Origin of the sequence: Undibacterium sp. YM2 (assembly GCF_009937975.1) — a bacterium.
Classification (GTDB): domain Bacteria; phylum Pseudomonadota; class Gammaproteobacteria; order Burkholderiales; family Burkholderiaceae_D; genus Undibacterium.
This window is the reverse complement of the sequence record NZ_AP018441.1, coordinates 5,928,513-5,944,217: the sequence shown is the minus strand read 5'-3', so window position 1 is coordinate 5,944,217 and position 15,705 is coordinate 5,928,513. Positions and strand designations below refer to the sequence as shown.

Here is a 15,705-nt window from a genome sequence, read left to right as displayed (position 1 = left end):
AACTGCTTACAAATAGGTAATAAGTAATTTACATGACTGTCCTACTCTGCAAGCCTGGGTCGCAAGAATGAACAATTCATATCACATACCAAATCTAGGGAGACAGGACATGGAAGACCAGCCAAGCGTCGCGGACTTGAATACTCAGACCGCAGCGGATCAGGATACGTTCAATCAGCAGGCAGAATTAAAGGCAGCGGCGCTGCTGGCATCGACGGCCTTGCTGGCCGCCTGTGGTGGCAGCAATACGACGGCGCAAAATGACACGGGCAGCAACAATACAGCCATGGCTGCACCGCCAGCACCGGCGCCTGACCCCAGTGCCGCAGCGATTACTGCCCCTGAGGCGGCGCGCTTCCTGGCTCAGGCCAGCATGGGTGCCAGCCGTGCCCAGATCGCCAGGGTACAAAGCTTGGGTTATGCAGGCTGGATAGATGAACAATTGAGCCTGCCTGGTAATGGCACGCGCTGGGACTGGCTGGTGTCCAAGGGTTTTAACGATATCAGCTACCGTAACAGTCAGGCAGGTTTTGATTCCACCGCCTGGCGCAAACTGATCAGCTCGCCAGACACCCTGCGCCAGCGCTTCACCCTGGTATTGTCAGAAATTATCGTGGTTTCCATCGATGGCCTTATCGGTGGCGGCTGGAAGGCATTTGGTGCAGCGGGCTGGCTGGACATGCTGGAAGCAAATTGTTTTGGCAATTACCGCGATCTGCTGCAAATGGTCTCGACCAGCCCGGCCATGGGGCAATACCTGACCTTCCGTGGCAATGCCAAATACAATGCGCAAACCGGTGCCATGCCAGATGAAAACTATGCGCGTGAACTGATGCAGTTGTTCAGCATAGGTTTGCTGGAACTCAAACTCAATGGCACGCCACGCCAGCAAGATGGCAAGAATATAGAAACCTATGACCTGACCGATATCACAGGTCTGGCACGCATCTTCACAGGCTGGGATTTTGACCTCGCTGGTGGCAAGGCTGACAAGCCTGACTTCTTGCACAGGCCCATGACTCAGGTACCGGTCAGGCATGAAACCGGTGCTTCCACTTTTCTTGATAAAACCGTAGGCGAAGGGCTCAATGGAGCCGATGCACTGAGTGCCGCACTCGACATCATTTTTGCCCATGACAATGTGGCACCCTTCATCAGCCGCCAGCTCATACAAAGACTGGTGACCAGCAATCCCTCAACTGGCTATGTCTCCAGAGTTGCCACCGTATTCAATGATGATGGCAGCGGCACGGCCAGCAAGAAAGGCAATCTGAAAGCCGTATTGAAAGCCATCTTGCTGGATGACGAGGCGCGCAAGCCAGCTAATCTCAGTGACCCGCAGTTTGGCAAATTGCGTGAACCCATGCTGCGTTTCCTGGCCTGGGCGCGTGCCTACAATGTCACGGCAACCAATGATATCTGGAACCTGGGCAACACCAGTGATCCTGCTACCAGGCTGGGGCAAAGCCCCTTGCGTTCACCCTCGGTATTCAATTACTTCCGTCCCGGTTATGTGCCGCCCAATACCGCTATCGCAGCGGCCAGCCTGGTCGCGCCCGAGTTCCAGATCACCAATGAATCTTCAGTCGTTGGCTATGTGAATTACATGCAGCGCGCTATCAGTAGCGGCATCAGTGATCTCGTGCCTGACTATAGCAGCCTGATGCCGCTGGCAGACACCGCGTCAGCCATGCTCGACGAAATCAACCTGGTGCTGGCGGCCGGGCAGTTAAGTACAGTAACCCTGCAAAACCTCAGTACGGCTGTCGATAGCATGCCGCGTGGTACAGATACCCGCCGCAAACAAAGAATCTATGCAGCGCTAACCCTGGTGCTGGCTGCACCTGAGTTCATCGTTCTCAAATGAGCCGGCAAATAAGCCTGCTTCCGCGCCAATAATAATTTGCTGCCATCACTACAGGAAAGCATCATGAAAAATTCAAACACGATGAATGCCTCACGCCGCGCATTCTTGCAACGTGCTTCTGCACTCTCCATCGCCGGTGTCGCCACTCCCTGGGCATTGAATCTCGCCGCCATGGCCGAAGCCTCAGCCGCCACGGCGGACGATTACAAAGCCATCGTCTGTGTATTTCTATATGGCGGTAATGATTACGCCAATACGCTGGTGCCTTACGACAGCGCCAACTACGCCGCGTATTCCCGCCTGCGCCCCACGCTGGCCTATGGACGCGACAAACTCGATGCGACTGCCTTGCAGGGCCTGAATGTGCCGGTCGATAGAAACGGTGTCAGCCATCAGTATGCACTGGCACCTGAGCTGGCCCCGTTGCTGCCCATCTTCAATACTGGCAAGATGGGCATCATGCTTAATGTCGGTACCCTGATACGGCCAACCACCAAGCTGGAATACACGAACAAGACGGCCATGCTGCCACCCAAGCTGTTTTCCCATAATGACCAGCAATCGGTATGGCAATCATCTGCAGCCGAAGGAGCGACATCTGGCTGGGGCGGGCGCATGGGGGATCGCTTTGTGGCGGGCAATGGCAATGCGACGTTCACATGCGTGAATGTCTCGGGCAATGCGGTTTATCTGTCGGGTAATACGGCAGTGCAATACCAGGTCTCGACCAATGGTTCCGTGCCACTCGCAGGTTTGCAGGCACCGCTGTTTGGTTCTGCGGCCTGTTCCACGGCCTTGCAAAACCTCGTCACGCAGGCCCGTACGCATCTGTTTGAAAATGAATATACCCGCGTCAGCAAACGCTCGATAGATGCGAATGATGTCCTGACCACCGCATTGGCGGGGGCACCAGCAATCAACACGCCATTCAATGAAGCCAACAACCTGGCCATGCAATTGAAGATGGTGGCGCGCATGATTTCCTGTGCCGGTGCGCTGGGCGCAAAACGCCAGGTGTTCTTTGTTTCCATGGGTGGCTTTGATACCCATGATGGCCTGGTCAGCACTCATCCAGGTTTGCTGGCCAGTGTCGCCGAAGCTCTCAATTCATTTTATGAAGCGACGAAGGAATTGAAGGTCGATAGCAAGGTTACCGCATTCACCGCTTCCGATTTTGGCCGCACCCTGACAGGTAATAATGATGGTTCTGACCATGGCTGGGGCAGCATGCATTTCATGCTTGGTGGTGCAGTCAACGGCAAGCGTTATTACGGTACCGCGCCGCTGGTGGCGACCGATAGTGATGACGATGTAGGGCAGGGCCGTCTGTTGCCGACCACCTCGGTCGATCAATATGCCGCCACTCTGGGCAAATGGCTGGGTGTATCAGATACGGACATGCTGGATTTGCTGCCCAACCTCAAGTATTACGATGCGAGCCAGCGTTATCTTGGATTTGTCTGACTGTTTTTGTCTTCAGATCAGACCAAACCAGCCCAGTGCAGCACCACCCGCCAGCAGCCACAGCAAATGCAGGCGGGTGCACCAGACTACGATGGTGCAGACTACGGTCATCAGCCATAAAGGCCAGTCCCTGCTGGCCTGGTCATGCGATGCTGCCATGATCCAGCCGGTAGCAAGCAAGAGGCCGATAACTATTGGTGCCATACCCAGCTTGAAGGCGCGCACACTGCGCAACTCACGGTTGGCATGGCCCCAGCTTGCTGCGACATAAGTCAGGGTGGTGCTGGGCAAGAGTATGCCTGTCATGGCGACGAAAACACCGATCAGCGCCGTCCACATGCCGCCAGCATTCATGCCCACGTTCCAGCCCATCAGGGCAATGAACAAGACGTTCGGGCCCGGTGCAGCCTGGGCAATCGACACCGAGGCATTGAATTGTGCATCGCTAAGCCAGCCCTGTTGCGTGACCAGGTAACGGTGCATGTCAGGCAGAGTGGAAATCGCTCCGCCTATCGACAACAGCGACAGCATCATGTAATGCAGGAACAACTGCAGCCAGTCATGCCAGTTCATCGTGATGTGCAGGGCACCATGCAGAGTATCAGGCATTATTTCAGCCTCCGGTAAACCAGTGCGCAAGTGATGGTGCCGAGGGTGAACAGGACATAGGCCAGCGGCAGGCGCAAGAGAGCGATACCGGCAAAACACAGGGCGCTGAAGATCAGCGCAGTAAGCCTGCCAACAGGATTATTTTTGAGGGCAGGTACCAGCTTGAGCGCCGTCGCAATGATCAGCCCCGCCGTCACCGCACCCATGCCACGCAGCGCGCCGACAACCTGAGGATACTGGGAAAATTGCGCATACACCACCGCCAGCAACACGACGATCAGCAAGGGCACTGACAACATGCCAGCCAGCGCTGTTATAGCCCCGGCAAAACCGAAATGGCGGTGACCTATCATCAGCGACAGATTCACCACATTCGGCCCCGGCAAAATCTGTGCAACGGCCCAGTCTTCGACGAATTCTTCCATCGTCATCCAGCGTTTCTTTTCCACGAGTTCGCGCTGTACAACCGCGAGTACGCCGCCAAATCCTTGCAATGCCAATAAGGTAAATGAAATATACAAATCCGCAAGGGAGGTAGGGCGCTGGCCTGGAAGTTCTGTGGACATGATGTTGGCAGCTTGACAGCTAGGCGTTGGGGCAGGCTTACATTGTAAAGCAGGAGTGAAAATGCTGCTGGGCAAATATTTCACCTGTTCAAATTTCCTCTTACACGGCATTGCCCAGTGCGCGCATCATCGACAAACAGTAAGAACTTGTATCATTTGAAAGAAGTTCTGCACTTGCTTATTTGTCAGCCAGCTTTGCGCTACAGTGTTTTTATTTTACTGGTCAAGATCATGAGCGAAGACAAGATAGTCATGGTTGAAGGTGCCAGCCCTGCCATGCAGGCAGCGGCTGAACAGGCGCGCAAGACTTTCAAGTATTTCTGGCGCGAGTTGTCATGGGAATATCGCCGCATCATTCCCGGCCTGGGCCTGGCTGCGGTCAAGGTGGCGTTTGCTACCGACCCGGATAGTGAAGGGCCAGAAGTTGAGCACATGTGGATCAATGAAATACAGTTCGATGGTGACACCGTCTCAGGTGTCTTGCTGAACAATCCGCAATGGCTGGACAGCATTGCTGCGGGTGATCCTGTCAGTGTGCCGCTGGCAGAAATTGGGGACTGGATGTACACTATCAACGGCAAGGTCTATGGCGGTTACAGTATCGACGTCATGCGCAGTGATATGTCAAAAGCCGAGCGCGAAGAACATGATCAGGCCTGGGGCCTGGATTTTGGCAAGCCCGGTGAAGTCATGATCGTGCCAGCGGCGACCCAGGAAAAACAGGGATTTTTATCCGGCTTGTTTGGCAAAAAGGAACAGCCCATTATCCTCAGTACAGAAGATTTGCCTGAGCATCCCATGAGTGAAAACATGGCAGAGAAAATGGACCAGGGTCTGCGGGACGAACCGGCATTTGCCCGCAGCGTCGATGAAGATGGCTGGACCCTGTTGCAGAGAGATGCACTGGCAGGTAATCTGGCCCCGGTGAGTTTGCTGGTCAAACATGGTGCCGATCCAAATGCTCTCAATCCCAAAGGTGAGTCAGCACTGGATCTGGCGCGCAAGATGGGTTGGCCGAGGATTATCGCTTTGCTCGAAAAGAAATTGCATTGAGCAGTTTTTTTACTTCACGAAAAAATCACGATTCTCTTTGCTTATGGTGCGCGCGTATGCGCGCACGCCATTCACCCAGCACGGTCAGTGCACTCTGAAATTCTTTTTCTATCAGGTCGGCTTCGGCATCCGTAATCACACCATCGATCAGGGCAGTTGATACTGCCTCTGCCACGTCGCCAACGCGGCTCATGACGCGGCAGACCGTTTGCGACAAATCATCTTCACTGACCTGGTCAGGCTCAGGTATCACAAACGCAGCCATGCCATGACGGCTTAACAGCGCATGTAGTGGCAGATGAGCATCCTTGACGCCAGCGTCATGACACAGTTCAACGATCAGCGAGAGTTCTTCAAACGAAGGATAGTGTGACTCTATGCCCGGTGCCAGCTTGTTGCGCAAGACATTCACCGAGACCTCCATGCGGCCCGCCAGAGCCTCCAGTCCACCAGGATAGGCGCGCGCAATCTTGTACAAGGCGTCGTGCTGGTTCATGTCTGAATATTTGCGTGTCATGGTGAATTCCCCAATTTATTACCGATGATCTTTGTGTTTTTGCTCACTATGATGACATCCATCAAGCGTTGAGGGATTGTACAGATAGCTTAACCATATTTCTATAGATGAGAACCATGAACAGTTTTAATAACAAATTAATAGCAGTCATGCTGGCGCTGGTCTTGCCACTCTCGGCCAGCCTTGCGCATGCTGCCGGGCGTTCATCCGGGTCTTCTGGCGGTTTTCGTGGTGGCTTCTCTTCGCAAAGAAGTGTCAGCAAGCCTGCACCATCGGCGCCCTCAAAGACAGGATTTGGCAGCTTCAATACCAGCAAGCCTGCGTATACAAGCAAGAAGTCTGATTCTGCACTGAACCGTGACCTGGAAAAAAACCAGGCGCAGGCGAATGCACAAAAGAGCATGGATGCACGCCAGCAGACAGCACAGCGAAGCCAGCGGGGCTTTGGTAATAGTGCCAGTGGCAACAACGGTGTTAATAACAGCGGCAATCAACAGGCTGCCAACCAGCCTGCCAATCAGTCTACATATGCAACACCACCTGTGACGCAATCCGCACCGGTCATGATGCAGCCGCAGGTAGTGCAGAGAGGTAGTGGCATTTTGCCTGCTGTCGTCGGTGGCGTGATACTGGGTAGTGTGATGAGTCACCCACAGGCAGCAGAAAACCGTCAGTCGCAGCAACTGGAACCGCTTGCCAACGTGGGTACTGGCAGTAGCAAGGACGAAGCGGCAGGTAGTACAGCAACTGAAGCGAATGGCAAGACGCCTGCATTGAGCAGTGCAGATGCAGAAAATACGACGGCAACAATAACAGCGACCAAAGTGGCACAGGAGAACGGTGATTTTAAATTGTTGCGCACCGTTCTCGTCATCTTGCTGTTCGCTGCGCTGGCCTGGGCAGGCTGGCAATTCCTGCTCAGCAGACGCAACAGGCGCAACAAGCAAGACAGTGCAGTTCATTACAGTTTAGGAGGAAATTAATACCATGGCCTGGAAAGATGCATATCAGTATGTAGGCAAGCTGTTCAACAAGCATAACAAGGATGAACTCGTCGCCGACGAGATGCATGCAGAGAGCGGCAGGCAGGATGCGGCTTTGCCACTGGGCGCGCGTATAGGCAGTGTCGTCAATCTGCAAAAGACACCGTTGATACGCGCCATCAGCCAGGGTTCGTTGATCGCCATGCCGGATGAAGCGGAGACCCGCATCGTCGCCATCAGCCGTGTGCAACTGCCGATCAGCGGCAAGATGTACCGCTATTACCTGAACCGCGACGCTGATGGTAACAATGGCGGTGAGAAATTCCTGCAGTTGTATTGTGATGCCAGCGGTGAATTGCAAGAGCTCTTGTATTGCAGCCACCTGACAAGGCTGATACCAGAAACCGTCGAAGACCAGCAAGCCTTTCTCGGTGAAAACGGTGCCGGGCTGGGTGACCGCAACTACGCCCTGTGGCGTGAGCAACTGGCGGGCATAGGCTGGGATGAGGCCAGTCTCGACAGTGTATTTGGTGATGCTGACAGCCTGCAATATGAACGCGATGCCGGTGACCCGGCGCAGGAATTTGTCGTCCCTTTTAAAGGTGTCGAAACCCGCATCGATGATGCAGCAGGCAAACTCGGTTTGCAGCAGGATGTGGTCTTCATGCCTTACCGCAGGAGTTTGAATGAGGCAGGTGAGCAGTCTGAATTACTGTTGATCAGCACTGAGATTTTACGTAGCAAGGATGGCAGCAGCAAGCGCGACATCCATGTTGATTTTATGATTGCCCTACCCCTGGAAGCGGAAAGGCTGCTGGTGCAATAGCACCGTTTTGATGTAGTACCCGTAATACAGTATTTGACCATTACCGCATCACACACTGAGAGGATTACCATGAGCAATATGAATGGCTGGGGCCTGACCGCACGTTTGATTTCCAAACACTTTGGTGCACTCGGCGACAAGATATCTGAAGCGATCGCCAACTTTGATCCAGAGACAGCGACCGAAGCCGACCGTGACCGCCTGGCAGCCGCCCTGCGCGATACGGCACAAAAACTGGCTGCGGCCCGCGCTTCTTTCGACAAGGAACATAATGATGTAGTGCGTTTGCGTGAGCTGATTGCGAACGATGAAAAAGCCTCGGCAACATTGGCAGACCGTCTTGCTGCAGGCAAGATTTCTGAAGCAACGGTCAGCCTGTTCTGTGATGAGCTCGAAGCCAACAAGGCACGCCTGCCACTGGAAATTCAGGAAGAAGCAGATGCCAGAGAATACATGGATGAATTGCAGAAGATCGTCGATGCCTTCTCCAGACAACTGGCAGACTTTGATGCTGCTGCGAAAAAAGCCCTGCAAAGCCTGGCTGCGGCCAAGGCACAAAAAGACTTGCAGCAACTGCGCATGGACAGGCAGGAGCAACTCAGCAGCCTGTCCAGCATGGCCAGCCATTCAAGTGCCTTGAATGCCCTGACACGTCGTGCGCAGACAGTCAGTAACGAAGCGGCAGGTTTGCGCATCGTTGCCGATATCGCGCAAAAACCGCTGGACCAGGCGGCAGAGATTGACGCCATCCGCAAATCGGTGGCGCAGGCAGATACTGCAGGTGAGAGCACGCTGGAAAGGCTCAAACGTCTGTCCAGCCAGACCGCAACAGCGGCCTAAGACTGCCTGCTGACTCTCTGGGTCAGCAGTGTCAGCCAGCGGTCTGCACCGGTGACTTCGCTGATGACTTGCGAAAAGTCACAGACGGTGCGGGCCGCTCTTTCGAGTAACTGTATGTCGGCTTCATGCTGGCGTGCCACATGCGGGTCTTCGAGGAACAGGATGCGGCGTATCTGCCGGTCGAGCACCAGCTCTGCTAGCTGTGCATCCCCACCGAGGGGGCCGGAAAGATAAGGGGTGACCCAGTTCTTGCCGGCTTCTTCTCCCTTGATTTTTTGTGCCAGCTTGTTCAGCAGGCCACCTGTCGTGCCGGTTGCATAGCGCTGGCCAAAGCTGTCGAGCAACGCAAAGTGTTTCTCCGCCATGAGCAGCATGCTGTCTTTCATCGCATCATGCGCGATCAGGGCAATACCTTCATTTTGCAATTCAAAAGTCGGGTTCAGTTTGAGGTCTGTTGCTGCACCGCTTGCGGTGGCTTCGAGTTCCAGCCATTCCCTGGCGCTGGCCAGCGTCGCCAAAAAAGGTTTGCGGTGTATCACACACTGGCGCTTGAGTGCATGGGCTTCCGGGAAAACCGAAGAAGGATCGACCGGATCTATCAGGTAGATCACCGCATCGACTGCCCTGGCCGGGTCTTTATCGACCACTCTGGATACCAGTTTCATGAGGCCACCTTCGCGGCCATAGGGAAAACGCTCGACCGCAGGGCAGCTTTCCAGCAACCCATGTGAAATAATGGCATCCAGGGTACGTCCGACTATCACGAGTTCTGCCTGCAGATGCTGTAGCGCGGGCCCGCCACCATGTAGTAGCTGCACCAGTGCAGAATTGGGGGCGTCCTGGTGAGATCGGTTGGCAATCAATCCTATGCGTAGCTTTTTTGCTGAGGTCACGGCATCTGCTTTCATGGCTGGTGGGAAAATTGTCTGTCCCCGTAGTTTACTCTCAGAGTGGCCGCACTTGCTGACTGGGGGCTACATTTTGTTACCTAATCCAACAGTCGAGACACACGAAAAAGGCAGGACAGGCGTAGCATTCTGTACATGAAGTAAAACAGGTGAGGATAAAATGAAAAAATGGCGGCATCTGCTGATGGTGCTCATGATCATGACGACCTGTGCCTCGGCTTTGGGTGATGATGATTTTGATGATGAAATGCAAGTCCGGCGCTGGGCCCTGCTAGGGGACACCCAGGCACAGAATATGTTGGGCCTGCTCTATCTTGAACCCAGTGATAACTTGCAAAATGCGCAGGAAGCTGCTTACTGGCTGGAGCAGGCGGCAGACCAGGGCCATGCCGGTGCCCAGGCTAATCTCGGTGTCATGTACCTGACCGGTGAGGGCGTGGAAACGGATGAGGGTCAGGCTTTCCGCCTGTTCCGCCGCGCTGCACTGCAGGGGCTGACTTCTGCCCAGCTTGCTCTTGGTTATATGTATGCGAACGGCAAGGGTGTAGAAGAAAACGATGAAGAAGCAGTTTTCTGGTATCAACAGGCCGCCCAGCAGGGCAATGCCAGTGCCCAACATCATCTGGCACTGGCTTTGCAGGAAGGTGAGGGCGTAGAAAAAAATGTAGTCCAGGCAGCCCACTGGGAGATGCTGGCGGCCGAGCAGGGCCTGTCAAGCGCCCAGTTCCAGATGGGCTTGCGCTACCTGCATGGTGATGGGGTAGAGCGTGACATGATGACAGGCTATCGCTATTTGCTGAAAGCCAGTGTCAAGGTTGGCAGCATGGCGATGGATAGCCGTGAACTGGTCAGCAATGAGCTGACCAGCGAACAGATTGCAGAGATTCGCGATGATTCGCGCTATTGGAAAACGCATCTTTGATTTGCCCTGATGCTCAAATGAAAAAATGCCGCTCATTTTTTAGCGGCATTTTTTTATGTGCCCGGCAATTTAGCTTATTTTCAGCGCAAATATTGTTGTTCAAATTCCTGTGCCGACATCGCGTGGGCAAACAGATAGCCCTGCATTTCCTCGCATTGCAGTTGCTGGAGAAAATCTCTTTGCTCCCGGGTTTCGACGCCTTCGGCAATCACGCGTAATTTCAGGGCATGGGCCAGGCTGATGATGGCAGTGACTATCGCGATATCGCTTTCATTGCCGGGCAAGTCATCAATGAATGAGCGGTCTATCTTGAGTTTGTAGATAGGGAAACGTTTCAGGTAGCTGAGGCTGGAATAGCCGGTACCAAAGTCGTCAATCGCCAGTTTGACACCAAGGGCTGCCAGGGCTTCCAGTTTTCTCAGCGCATCTTCTGCATCCTTGATGAGTATCGATTCTGTCAATTCCAGTTCTATGCATTGCGGTTGCAAGCCATGTTCCTGCAAGGCTGCTGCGATGCTATCGACAAAATTGGTTTGCTGGAATTGCAGTGCAGAGACATTGATTGCCACCCGCATGGACTTGCCATCACGGTTCCATGAGGCGGCCTGCCGTATCGCTGTTTGCATGACCCAGTTACCTATGGGGACGATGACGCCCGATTCTTCGGCCACCGGTATGAATTGTGAAGGACTGACTTCGCCCAGGTCCTTGTCCGTCCAGCGCAATAAGGCTTCGACGCCCATCAGCCTGCCGGTAGCCAGCTCTATCTGAGGCTGGTAATGCAAGCGGAATAACTCATGTTCCAGAGCCTGCCGCATGGCATGGTCGAGCTTCATGCGTGACAACAGGCCAATATTCATCTGGCGCTGGTAAAAACGGAAGTCAGAACGCCCGCGTTCCTTCACATGATACATGGCGCTGTCGGCATTCTTGATGAGGTCAGCCATGCTTTGTCCGTCTGCTGGATAAAGCGCAATGCCTATGCTGGCGGTCACAGTGAAATTCATGCCGTCGAGTGAAAACGGCGCTGACAATTCTTCCAGCACCCTCCTGGCACAAATCTCTGCACCTTCGGCATCGGCTTCATGCAGGAGCAAGACAAATTCATCCCCGCCCAGGCGGGCAGCAGTATCCACCTGGCGTATGCACTTCTTCAGACGTTCAGTGACTTGCAAAAGTACGCGGTCACCAAAGGGATGGCCCAGTGCATCATTGATTTGCTTGAAATGATCAAGGTCGAGGAAGAGCAGGGCAAAGGTCGAATGATTGCGGCTGGAAATCGTGATCGCCTGGCGTATGCGCTCATCCAGCAACAGCCGGTTGGGCAAGCCTGTCAACACGTCAGAAAATGCCAGTTCTTCGATTTTCTGTTTCGCCGTATGGGTTTCTGTCCTGTCCTTGAAAAAGCCTATGTAGTTCAGTGCACCACCCTTGGCATCCGGGACCCTGACCAGCGAAATCATGCACAGGTAGGCATTGCCATTCTTGCGGCGGTTCCACAATTCTCCTTCCCAGAAACCGAGATTTTCGAGCTCCTTGAGCAGGTTCTCGACCTGGGTAGCATTGCCTTCCATGGAAAAAAATTCCCTGGGAGTCTTGCCCAGCATTTCCTGTTCGGTGTAACTGCTGAGACGTTCGAAACTGGGGTTGGTGGTGACTATCTTTTGTTCGGCATCGGTGATGAAAATCGCGTCGGTGCTCGATTCAAATACCTTGGCGGCCAGGCGCAGGCGTGCCTCGTCTGCCAGACGCTGGGTGATATCGCGGTAAGAATAAACCCGGCCTATCGGGCGTCCCCGTGCATATTGCGGCAGCGTCACTCTCTCCAGTATCTTGCCTGAGCGCAGAGTCAGTACATCAGTCGCTTCCATCAGAGGCGAGCGGGTGATGGTGCCCAGTCTTTCTTCATACAAGCCGGCATCAAGCATGCTTTTATCCATCCAGGCATAGATGGCCTTGTCATTCCGCTGCGTCATCAAGTCGTCCGGCAGCCCCCACAGCTCAGCGAATAAATGGTTGTAACTGCGTATGGCGCCATCAAGATCGGTGACCAGTATGCCGTCAGCGGTAGATTCCAGTGTCGCGCGCAGTTCGGCAATCAGTTTTTCCAGTTCATTCTCGACCTGGCGCTGGCTGGAATGGTCATTGATGGCGACCACATAGACCGAACTGTCCAGGCCTGTCCTGAGCAGGGTCACCCGTCTTTCTATCTGGACTATGCTGCCATCAGCGCGTTTCAGCAGGGTTTCGGAATGGATGTTTTCTGACAGGCCAGCCGCCACATCTTCCCAGAAGAACACATCTTCAGGTGCCGCGGCCAGATCAACGATGCCCCTGCCAAACAGGCTACCAGGCGGGACTTGCAGCAATTGATGGATGGCCCGGTTGGCAGCGACTATGCGTAGCTGTATGGGATCGACCAGTATCACTGCTTCCAGCAAGCCTTCTATCAGTGATTGCCAGGGATGGGCTTTCATGTGGCTGCCCCGTCTTCGCTACGAGCCTCGGCCTCCAGGCCACGTTCAAAGAAATAGCACAGGCGTTTGCGTGGTGACAAATAATCATAAGCCGCCTTAGGCAGTTGCAGTGGCTTCAGGCTGCGGTGTATGCACAGCGTACTTTCATGCTCCAGGTTGATGACCAGTGCTTCTTCGCGCGGCACCGCAGAGTTGTGGATGACAACCTTGGGTTTGATGGGCCGCGCAGAATTGACCGATACCACCATGGCATAACGTTCATCGGTCAGTTGCACGACTGAGCCCGGCGGGTAAATGCCCATCATGCGGATGAAGGCGGTCAGGGTAGGGGCGTGAAAGCGCGGCTTGTGCTGGGTAAAAATCTGCGACAGGGCTTCATGCGGGGTGACTGCAAATGCCGGGTTGGCCGGATTACACAGATTATCGTAATGATTGACCAGGGCAACAATGCGGCTGATGGTACTCAGCTTGTCACCCTGTACCTTGCTGGGATAACCCGTGCCATCGGCATGTTCATGATGTTGGGCGATGGCCAGCATGACATTCGCCGACAAGCCCATCTTGCGCGCCATCGCCAGGCTGTGCACGACGTGCTCGTGGTAAAGCTCACGCTCGGCATGATTGAAATGTTCATCCTGCCAGCGCAGGCGGTCTGGCAATTCCATCTTGCCTATGTCATGCAGGATGGTGGCGACACCCAGGTCCAGCATCTCGGCCTTGCTCAAATGCAGGGCCCGGCCCAGCAAGAGTGAAATGACAGTCACATTGATGGAATGCAATGAGGTTTTTTCACCTGCTTTTTCTGACAGCAGACGTATTGCTGCTTCATCTTCACCGAGTATCTCGCCCAAAAAGCCTTGTATCAATTGTTCGGCCAGTTCTTTGGCCTGGGACGGCTGGGAATGGAGCAGGTCCGTGACCTGCTTGAAGGTTTGTGCCGCATGGGCAAACTGGCGCTCACAGACTTGCAGGCTGGCTTGCTGGCTGGCCAGCAATTCCCTTCTTTGCCGGGCGGCAAAGGCCGCCGGGCTTTCGGTGGCCTTGATCTCGTGCTGGGCGGGCTGTTGTTCCTCAGTGTTGCCTGCTTCGGGCGTGCTCTTGTCCGGCGCATAGCGTATGCGCTCCAGACCCAGCGAACGTATGGTATCGATTTGCGACTGATTGCTGATCTTGAAATTTGAAACCGGGAAGGGATGATCCATCCAGCCCACGTCCAGATAGACAAACATGCCTATGCGCAGCTGGCCAAGCTCAATAAACTGTGTATGAATATCAGTCATGACACCGGTGTCCGGAAATGTGACGCTTGAGCTCGTTTTTCAGCCTATATGCTGCCTGGGCGCGGCATGCATTCCGCGCAGCACTATTCTGCATGTTACATCAGCTTTTTGTGTGTCTGCCTACAATTCCGGCTTGAATGTGGGTTTTATGCTCAAATTGTGCTGGTTTTGATGCAAAAACAGGGGTCTTGCCATATTCAAGGCTTGGCACAATCACAGACATCATTTCCCTTGTCGAAAATGATGCGCCAGACGCCAGGGCTTTCTTGCCGCCAGATGGAAGTAAAGCTCGCCACCAGTTTGCCTTGCGGGTCACGTACCGGCCCGCTGCTGAGTGCCAGCTTGCCCGATTCCAGCACTTCTACTGTTTCCGGTGCCCAGGAAAAAGGGGCGGCAGGGCCTTCATAAAAGCGTTTCCAGGCTGTTGCTACTTCCTGTTTGCCGTGCAAGACTTTTTTGGTCGAAAAAAAGATGGTTTCATCCGCCAGGAATTCAGTGAAAGCCTTGTGGTCACGCACTTCCATGGTCCTGGCGAAGGCGGTCTCAGTTTGCATGACCTGTCTGACCAGTTCTGCATGATCATCAGCGGCATGGGTATCCAGGCTGATAACCATGCCGGCAAGCAGACTGGCGGCCAGCAGCAGGCGTGAATAAATGGCAGTCATAAGAAACCCCTTCAGATGGACATCAGCTTACAGGTTTAAAAGAAGCTGGCAATTTGCTCCAGTGGCTTCTTTTGTATATTCGGCACCAGGCAATGCTCTGCCGGATAGCCAACTACCAGCAAAATATACGGTTTTTCATTGTCTGGTCTTTGCAGCAACTGGTTCAAAAATCCCATGGGGCTGGGAGTATGGGTCAGTGTTGCCAGGCCAGCCTGATGCAGGGCTGAGATCAGAAAGCCAGCCGCAATCGATACAGATTCAGGCACATAATAATTTTTGACAGCGCTGCCGTCATCCATGAGTGTGGCTTTTTGCCCAAAGATGGCGATCAGGTAAGGGGCAGTTTCCAGGAAAGGTTTGTCTGCGTCCGTGCCCAGCGGCGCCAGCGCATCTTTCCATTCCTGTGGCGCGCGCCTGTCATAAAACTCGCGCTCTTCTATCTCTGCCTCTATGCGTATCTTGTGCTTCAGGGCGGGGTTGGTGACCACGGCAAAATGCCAGGGCTGGTGATTGGCACCTGATGGTGCTGTACCTGCTGTCAGCAAGCAGGTTTCTATGACGGCGCGTGGTACGGGGCTGTCAGAAAATTCGCGTATGGTCTTGCGCCTTTTCATGTCCTCGTAAAAGCTTTGCGCACGTGCCAGCATTTCAGTTTCCGGGTAGGACTGATAAGTCGATAGCGGAATGAACTGTGGCGATCCCTGATTGAATGAAAGTTTGCTCATGGC

At 54.1% G+C, this 15,705-nt stretch carries 15 protein-coding genes; 7 read left to right on the top strand and 8 right to left on the bottom strand.

Annotated features, from left to right (window positions below; translation table 11 throughout):
- The first annotated feature begins 109 nt into the window (after positions 1-109).
- Both UNDYM_RS27325 and UNDYM_RS27320 read left to right on the top strand, forming a co-directional pair.
- Positions 110-1,867, top strand: coding sequence for a DUF1800 family protein (locus UNDYM_RS27325; RefSeq protein WP_232063618.1), 1,758 nt, complete (start codon positions 110-112; stop codon positions 1,865-1,867).
- Positions 1,868-1,930: 63 nt separating this feature from the next.
- Complete coding sequence (locus UNDYM_RS27320) at positions 1,931-3,331, top strand: DUF1501 domain-containing protein (protein WP_174244968.1); 1,401 nt, start codon at positions 1,931-1,933, stop codon at positions 3,329-3,331.
- Positions 3,332-3,343: 12 nt separating this feature from the next.
- Here the strand turns inward: UNDYM_RS27320 and UNDYM_RS27315 are convergent, their stop codons facing one another.
- Positions 3,344-3,940, bottom strand: coding sequence for a chromate transporter (locus UNDYM_RS27315; protein ID WP_232063617.1), 597 nt, complete (start codon positions 3,938-3,940; stop codon positions 3,344-3,346).
- Positions 3,940-4,506 (bottom strand): chromate transporter, encoded by a 567-nt coding sequence (locus tag UNDYM_RS27310; protein ID WP_162043961.1) that lies wholly within the window; start codon positions 4,504-4,506, stop codon positions 3,940-3,942. The genes UNDYM_RS27315 and UNDYM_RS27310 overlap by 1 nt, the downstream gene beginning before the upstream one ends.
- A gap of 231 nt (positions 4,507-4,737) precedes the next feature.
- On the opposite strand from UNDYM_RS27310, the gene UNDYM_RS27305 reads away from it, so the two are divergent.
- Positions 4,738-5,559, top strand: a complete 822-nt coding sequence (locus tag UNDYM_RS27305) for a DUF2314 domain-containing protein (RefSeq protein ID WP_162043960.1) — start codon at positions 4,738-4,740, stop codon at positions 5,557-5,559.
- Positions 5,560-5,584: 25 nt separating this feature from the next.
- Here the strand turns inward: UNDYM_RS27305 and UNDYM_RS27300 are convergent, their stop codons facing one another.
- Entirely contained in the window at positions 5,585-6,076 is a 492-nt protein-coding gene (locus UNDYM_RS27300; protein ID WP_162043959.1) for a phage regulatory CII family protein, read from the bottom strand.
- 116 nt (positions 6,077-6,192) lie between these two features.
- On the opposite strand from UNDYM_RS27300, the gene UNDYM_RS27295 reads away from it, so the two are divergent.
- The 3 genes from UNDYM_RS27295 (at position 6,193) to UNDYM_RS27285 (ending at position 8,725) form a co-directional block, all read left to right on the top strand.
- Positions 6,193-7,059, top strand: a complete 867-nt coding sequence (locus tag UNDYM_RS27295; RefSeq protein WP_162043958.1) for a hypothetical protein — start codon at positions 6,193-6,195, stop codon at positions 7,057-7,059.
- A 4-nt stretch (positions 7,060-7,063) separates the two neighbouring features.
- On the top strand, positions 7,064-7,885 hold the full coding sequence (locus UNDYM_RS27290; RefSeq protein WP_232063616.1) for a YjfK family protein: 822 nt from the start codon (positions 7,064-7,066) through the stop codon (positions 7,883-7,885).
- 69 nt (positions 7,886-7,954) lie between these two features.
- Complete coding sequence (locus tag UNDYM_RS27285; RefSeq protein WP_162043957.1) at positions 7,955-8,725, top strand: hypothetical protein; 771 nt, start codon at positions 7,955-7,957, stop codon at positions 8,723-8,725.
- On the opposite strand, the gene UNDYM_RS27280 is transcribed toward UNDYM_RS27285, so the two are convergent.
- Complete coding sequence (locus UNDYM_RS27280; RefSeq protein WP_162043956.1) at positions 8,722-9,633, bottom strand: methylglyoxal synthase; 912 nt, start codon at positions 9,631-9,633, stop codon at positions 8,722-8,724. The genes UNDYM_RS27285 and UNDYM_RS27280 overlap by 4 nt on opposite strands.
- A 160-nt stretch (positions 9,634-9,793) precedes the next feature.
- Here UNDYM_RS27280 and UNDYM_RS27275 point away from each other — a divergent pair, with 160 nt between their 5' ends.
- Positions 9,794-10,555 carry a tetratricopeptide repeat protein gene (locus UNDYM_RS27275; RefSeq protein WP_162043955.1) on the top strand — a complete coding sequence of 254 codons (762 nt, stop codon included), beginning with the start codon at positions 9,794-9,796 and terminating at the stop codon, positions 10,553-10,555.
- Positions 10,556-10,635: 80 nt separating this feature from the next.
- Here UNDYM_RS27275 and UNDYM_RS27270 read toward each other — a convergent pair whose 3' ends face one another.
- From UNDYM_RS27270 to UNDYM_RS27255, 4 genes are all read right to left on the bottom strand, one after another.
- Positions 10,636-13,032, bottom strand: a complete 2,397-nt coding sequence (locus UNDYM_RS27270) for a bifunctional diguanylate cyclase/phosphodiesterase (RefSeq protein WP_162043954.1) — start codon at positions 13,030-13,032, stop codon at positions 10,636-10,638.
- Positions 13,029-14,312: an HD-GYP domain-containing protein gene (locus UNDYM_RS27265; protein ID WP_162043953.1), complete on the bottom strand. Its 1,284-nt coding sequence runs from the start codon at positions 14,310-14,312 to the stop codon at positions 13,029-13,031. Before UNDYM_RS27265 ends, UNDYM_RS27270 begins: the two co-directional genes overlap by 4 nt.
- Positions 14,313-14,509: 197 nt before the next feature.
- A complete protein-coding gene (locus tag UNDYM_RS27260; protein WP_232063615.1) occupies positions 14,510-14,977 on the bottom strand; it encodes a DUF4440 domain-containing protein in 468 nt (155 codons plus the stop codon).
- A gap of 35 nt (positions 14,978-15,012) precedes the next feature.
- Positions 15,013-15,702 (bottom strand): nitroreductase family protein, encoded by a 690-nt coding sequence (locus UNDYM_RS27255; RefSeq protein WP_162043952.1) that lies wholly within the window; start codon positions 15,700-15,702, stop codon positions 15,013-15,015.
- Positions 15,703-15,705 lie beyond the last annotated feature (3 nt).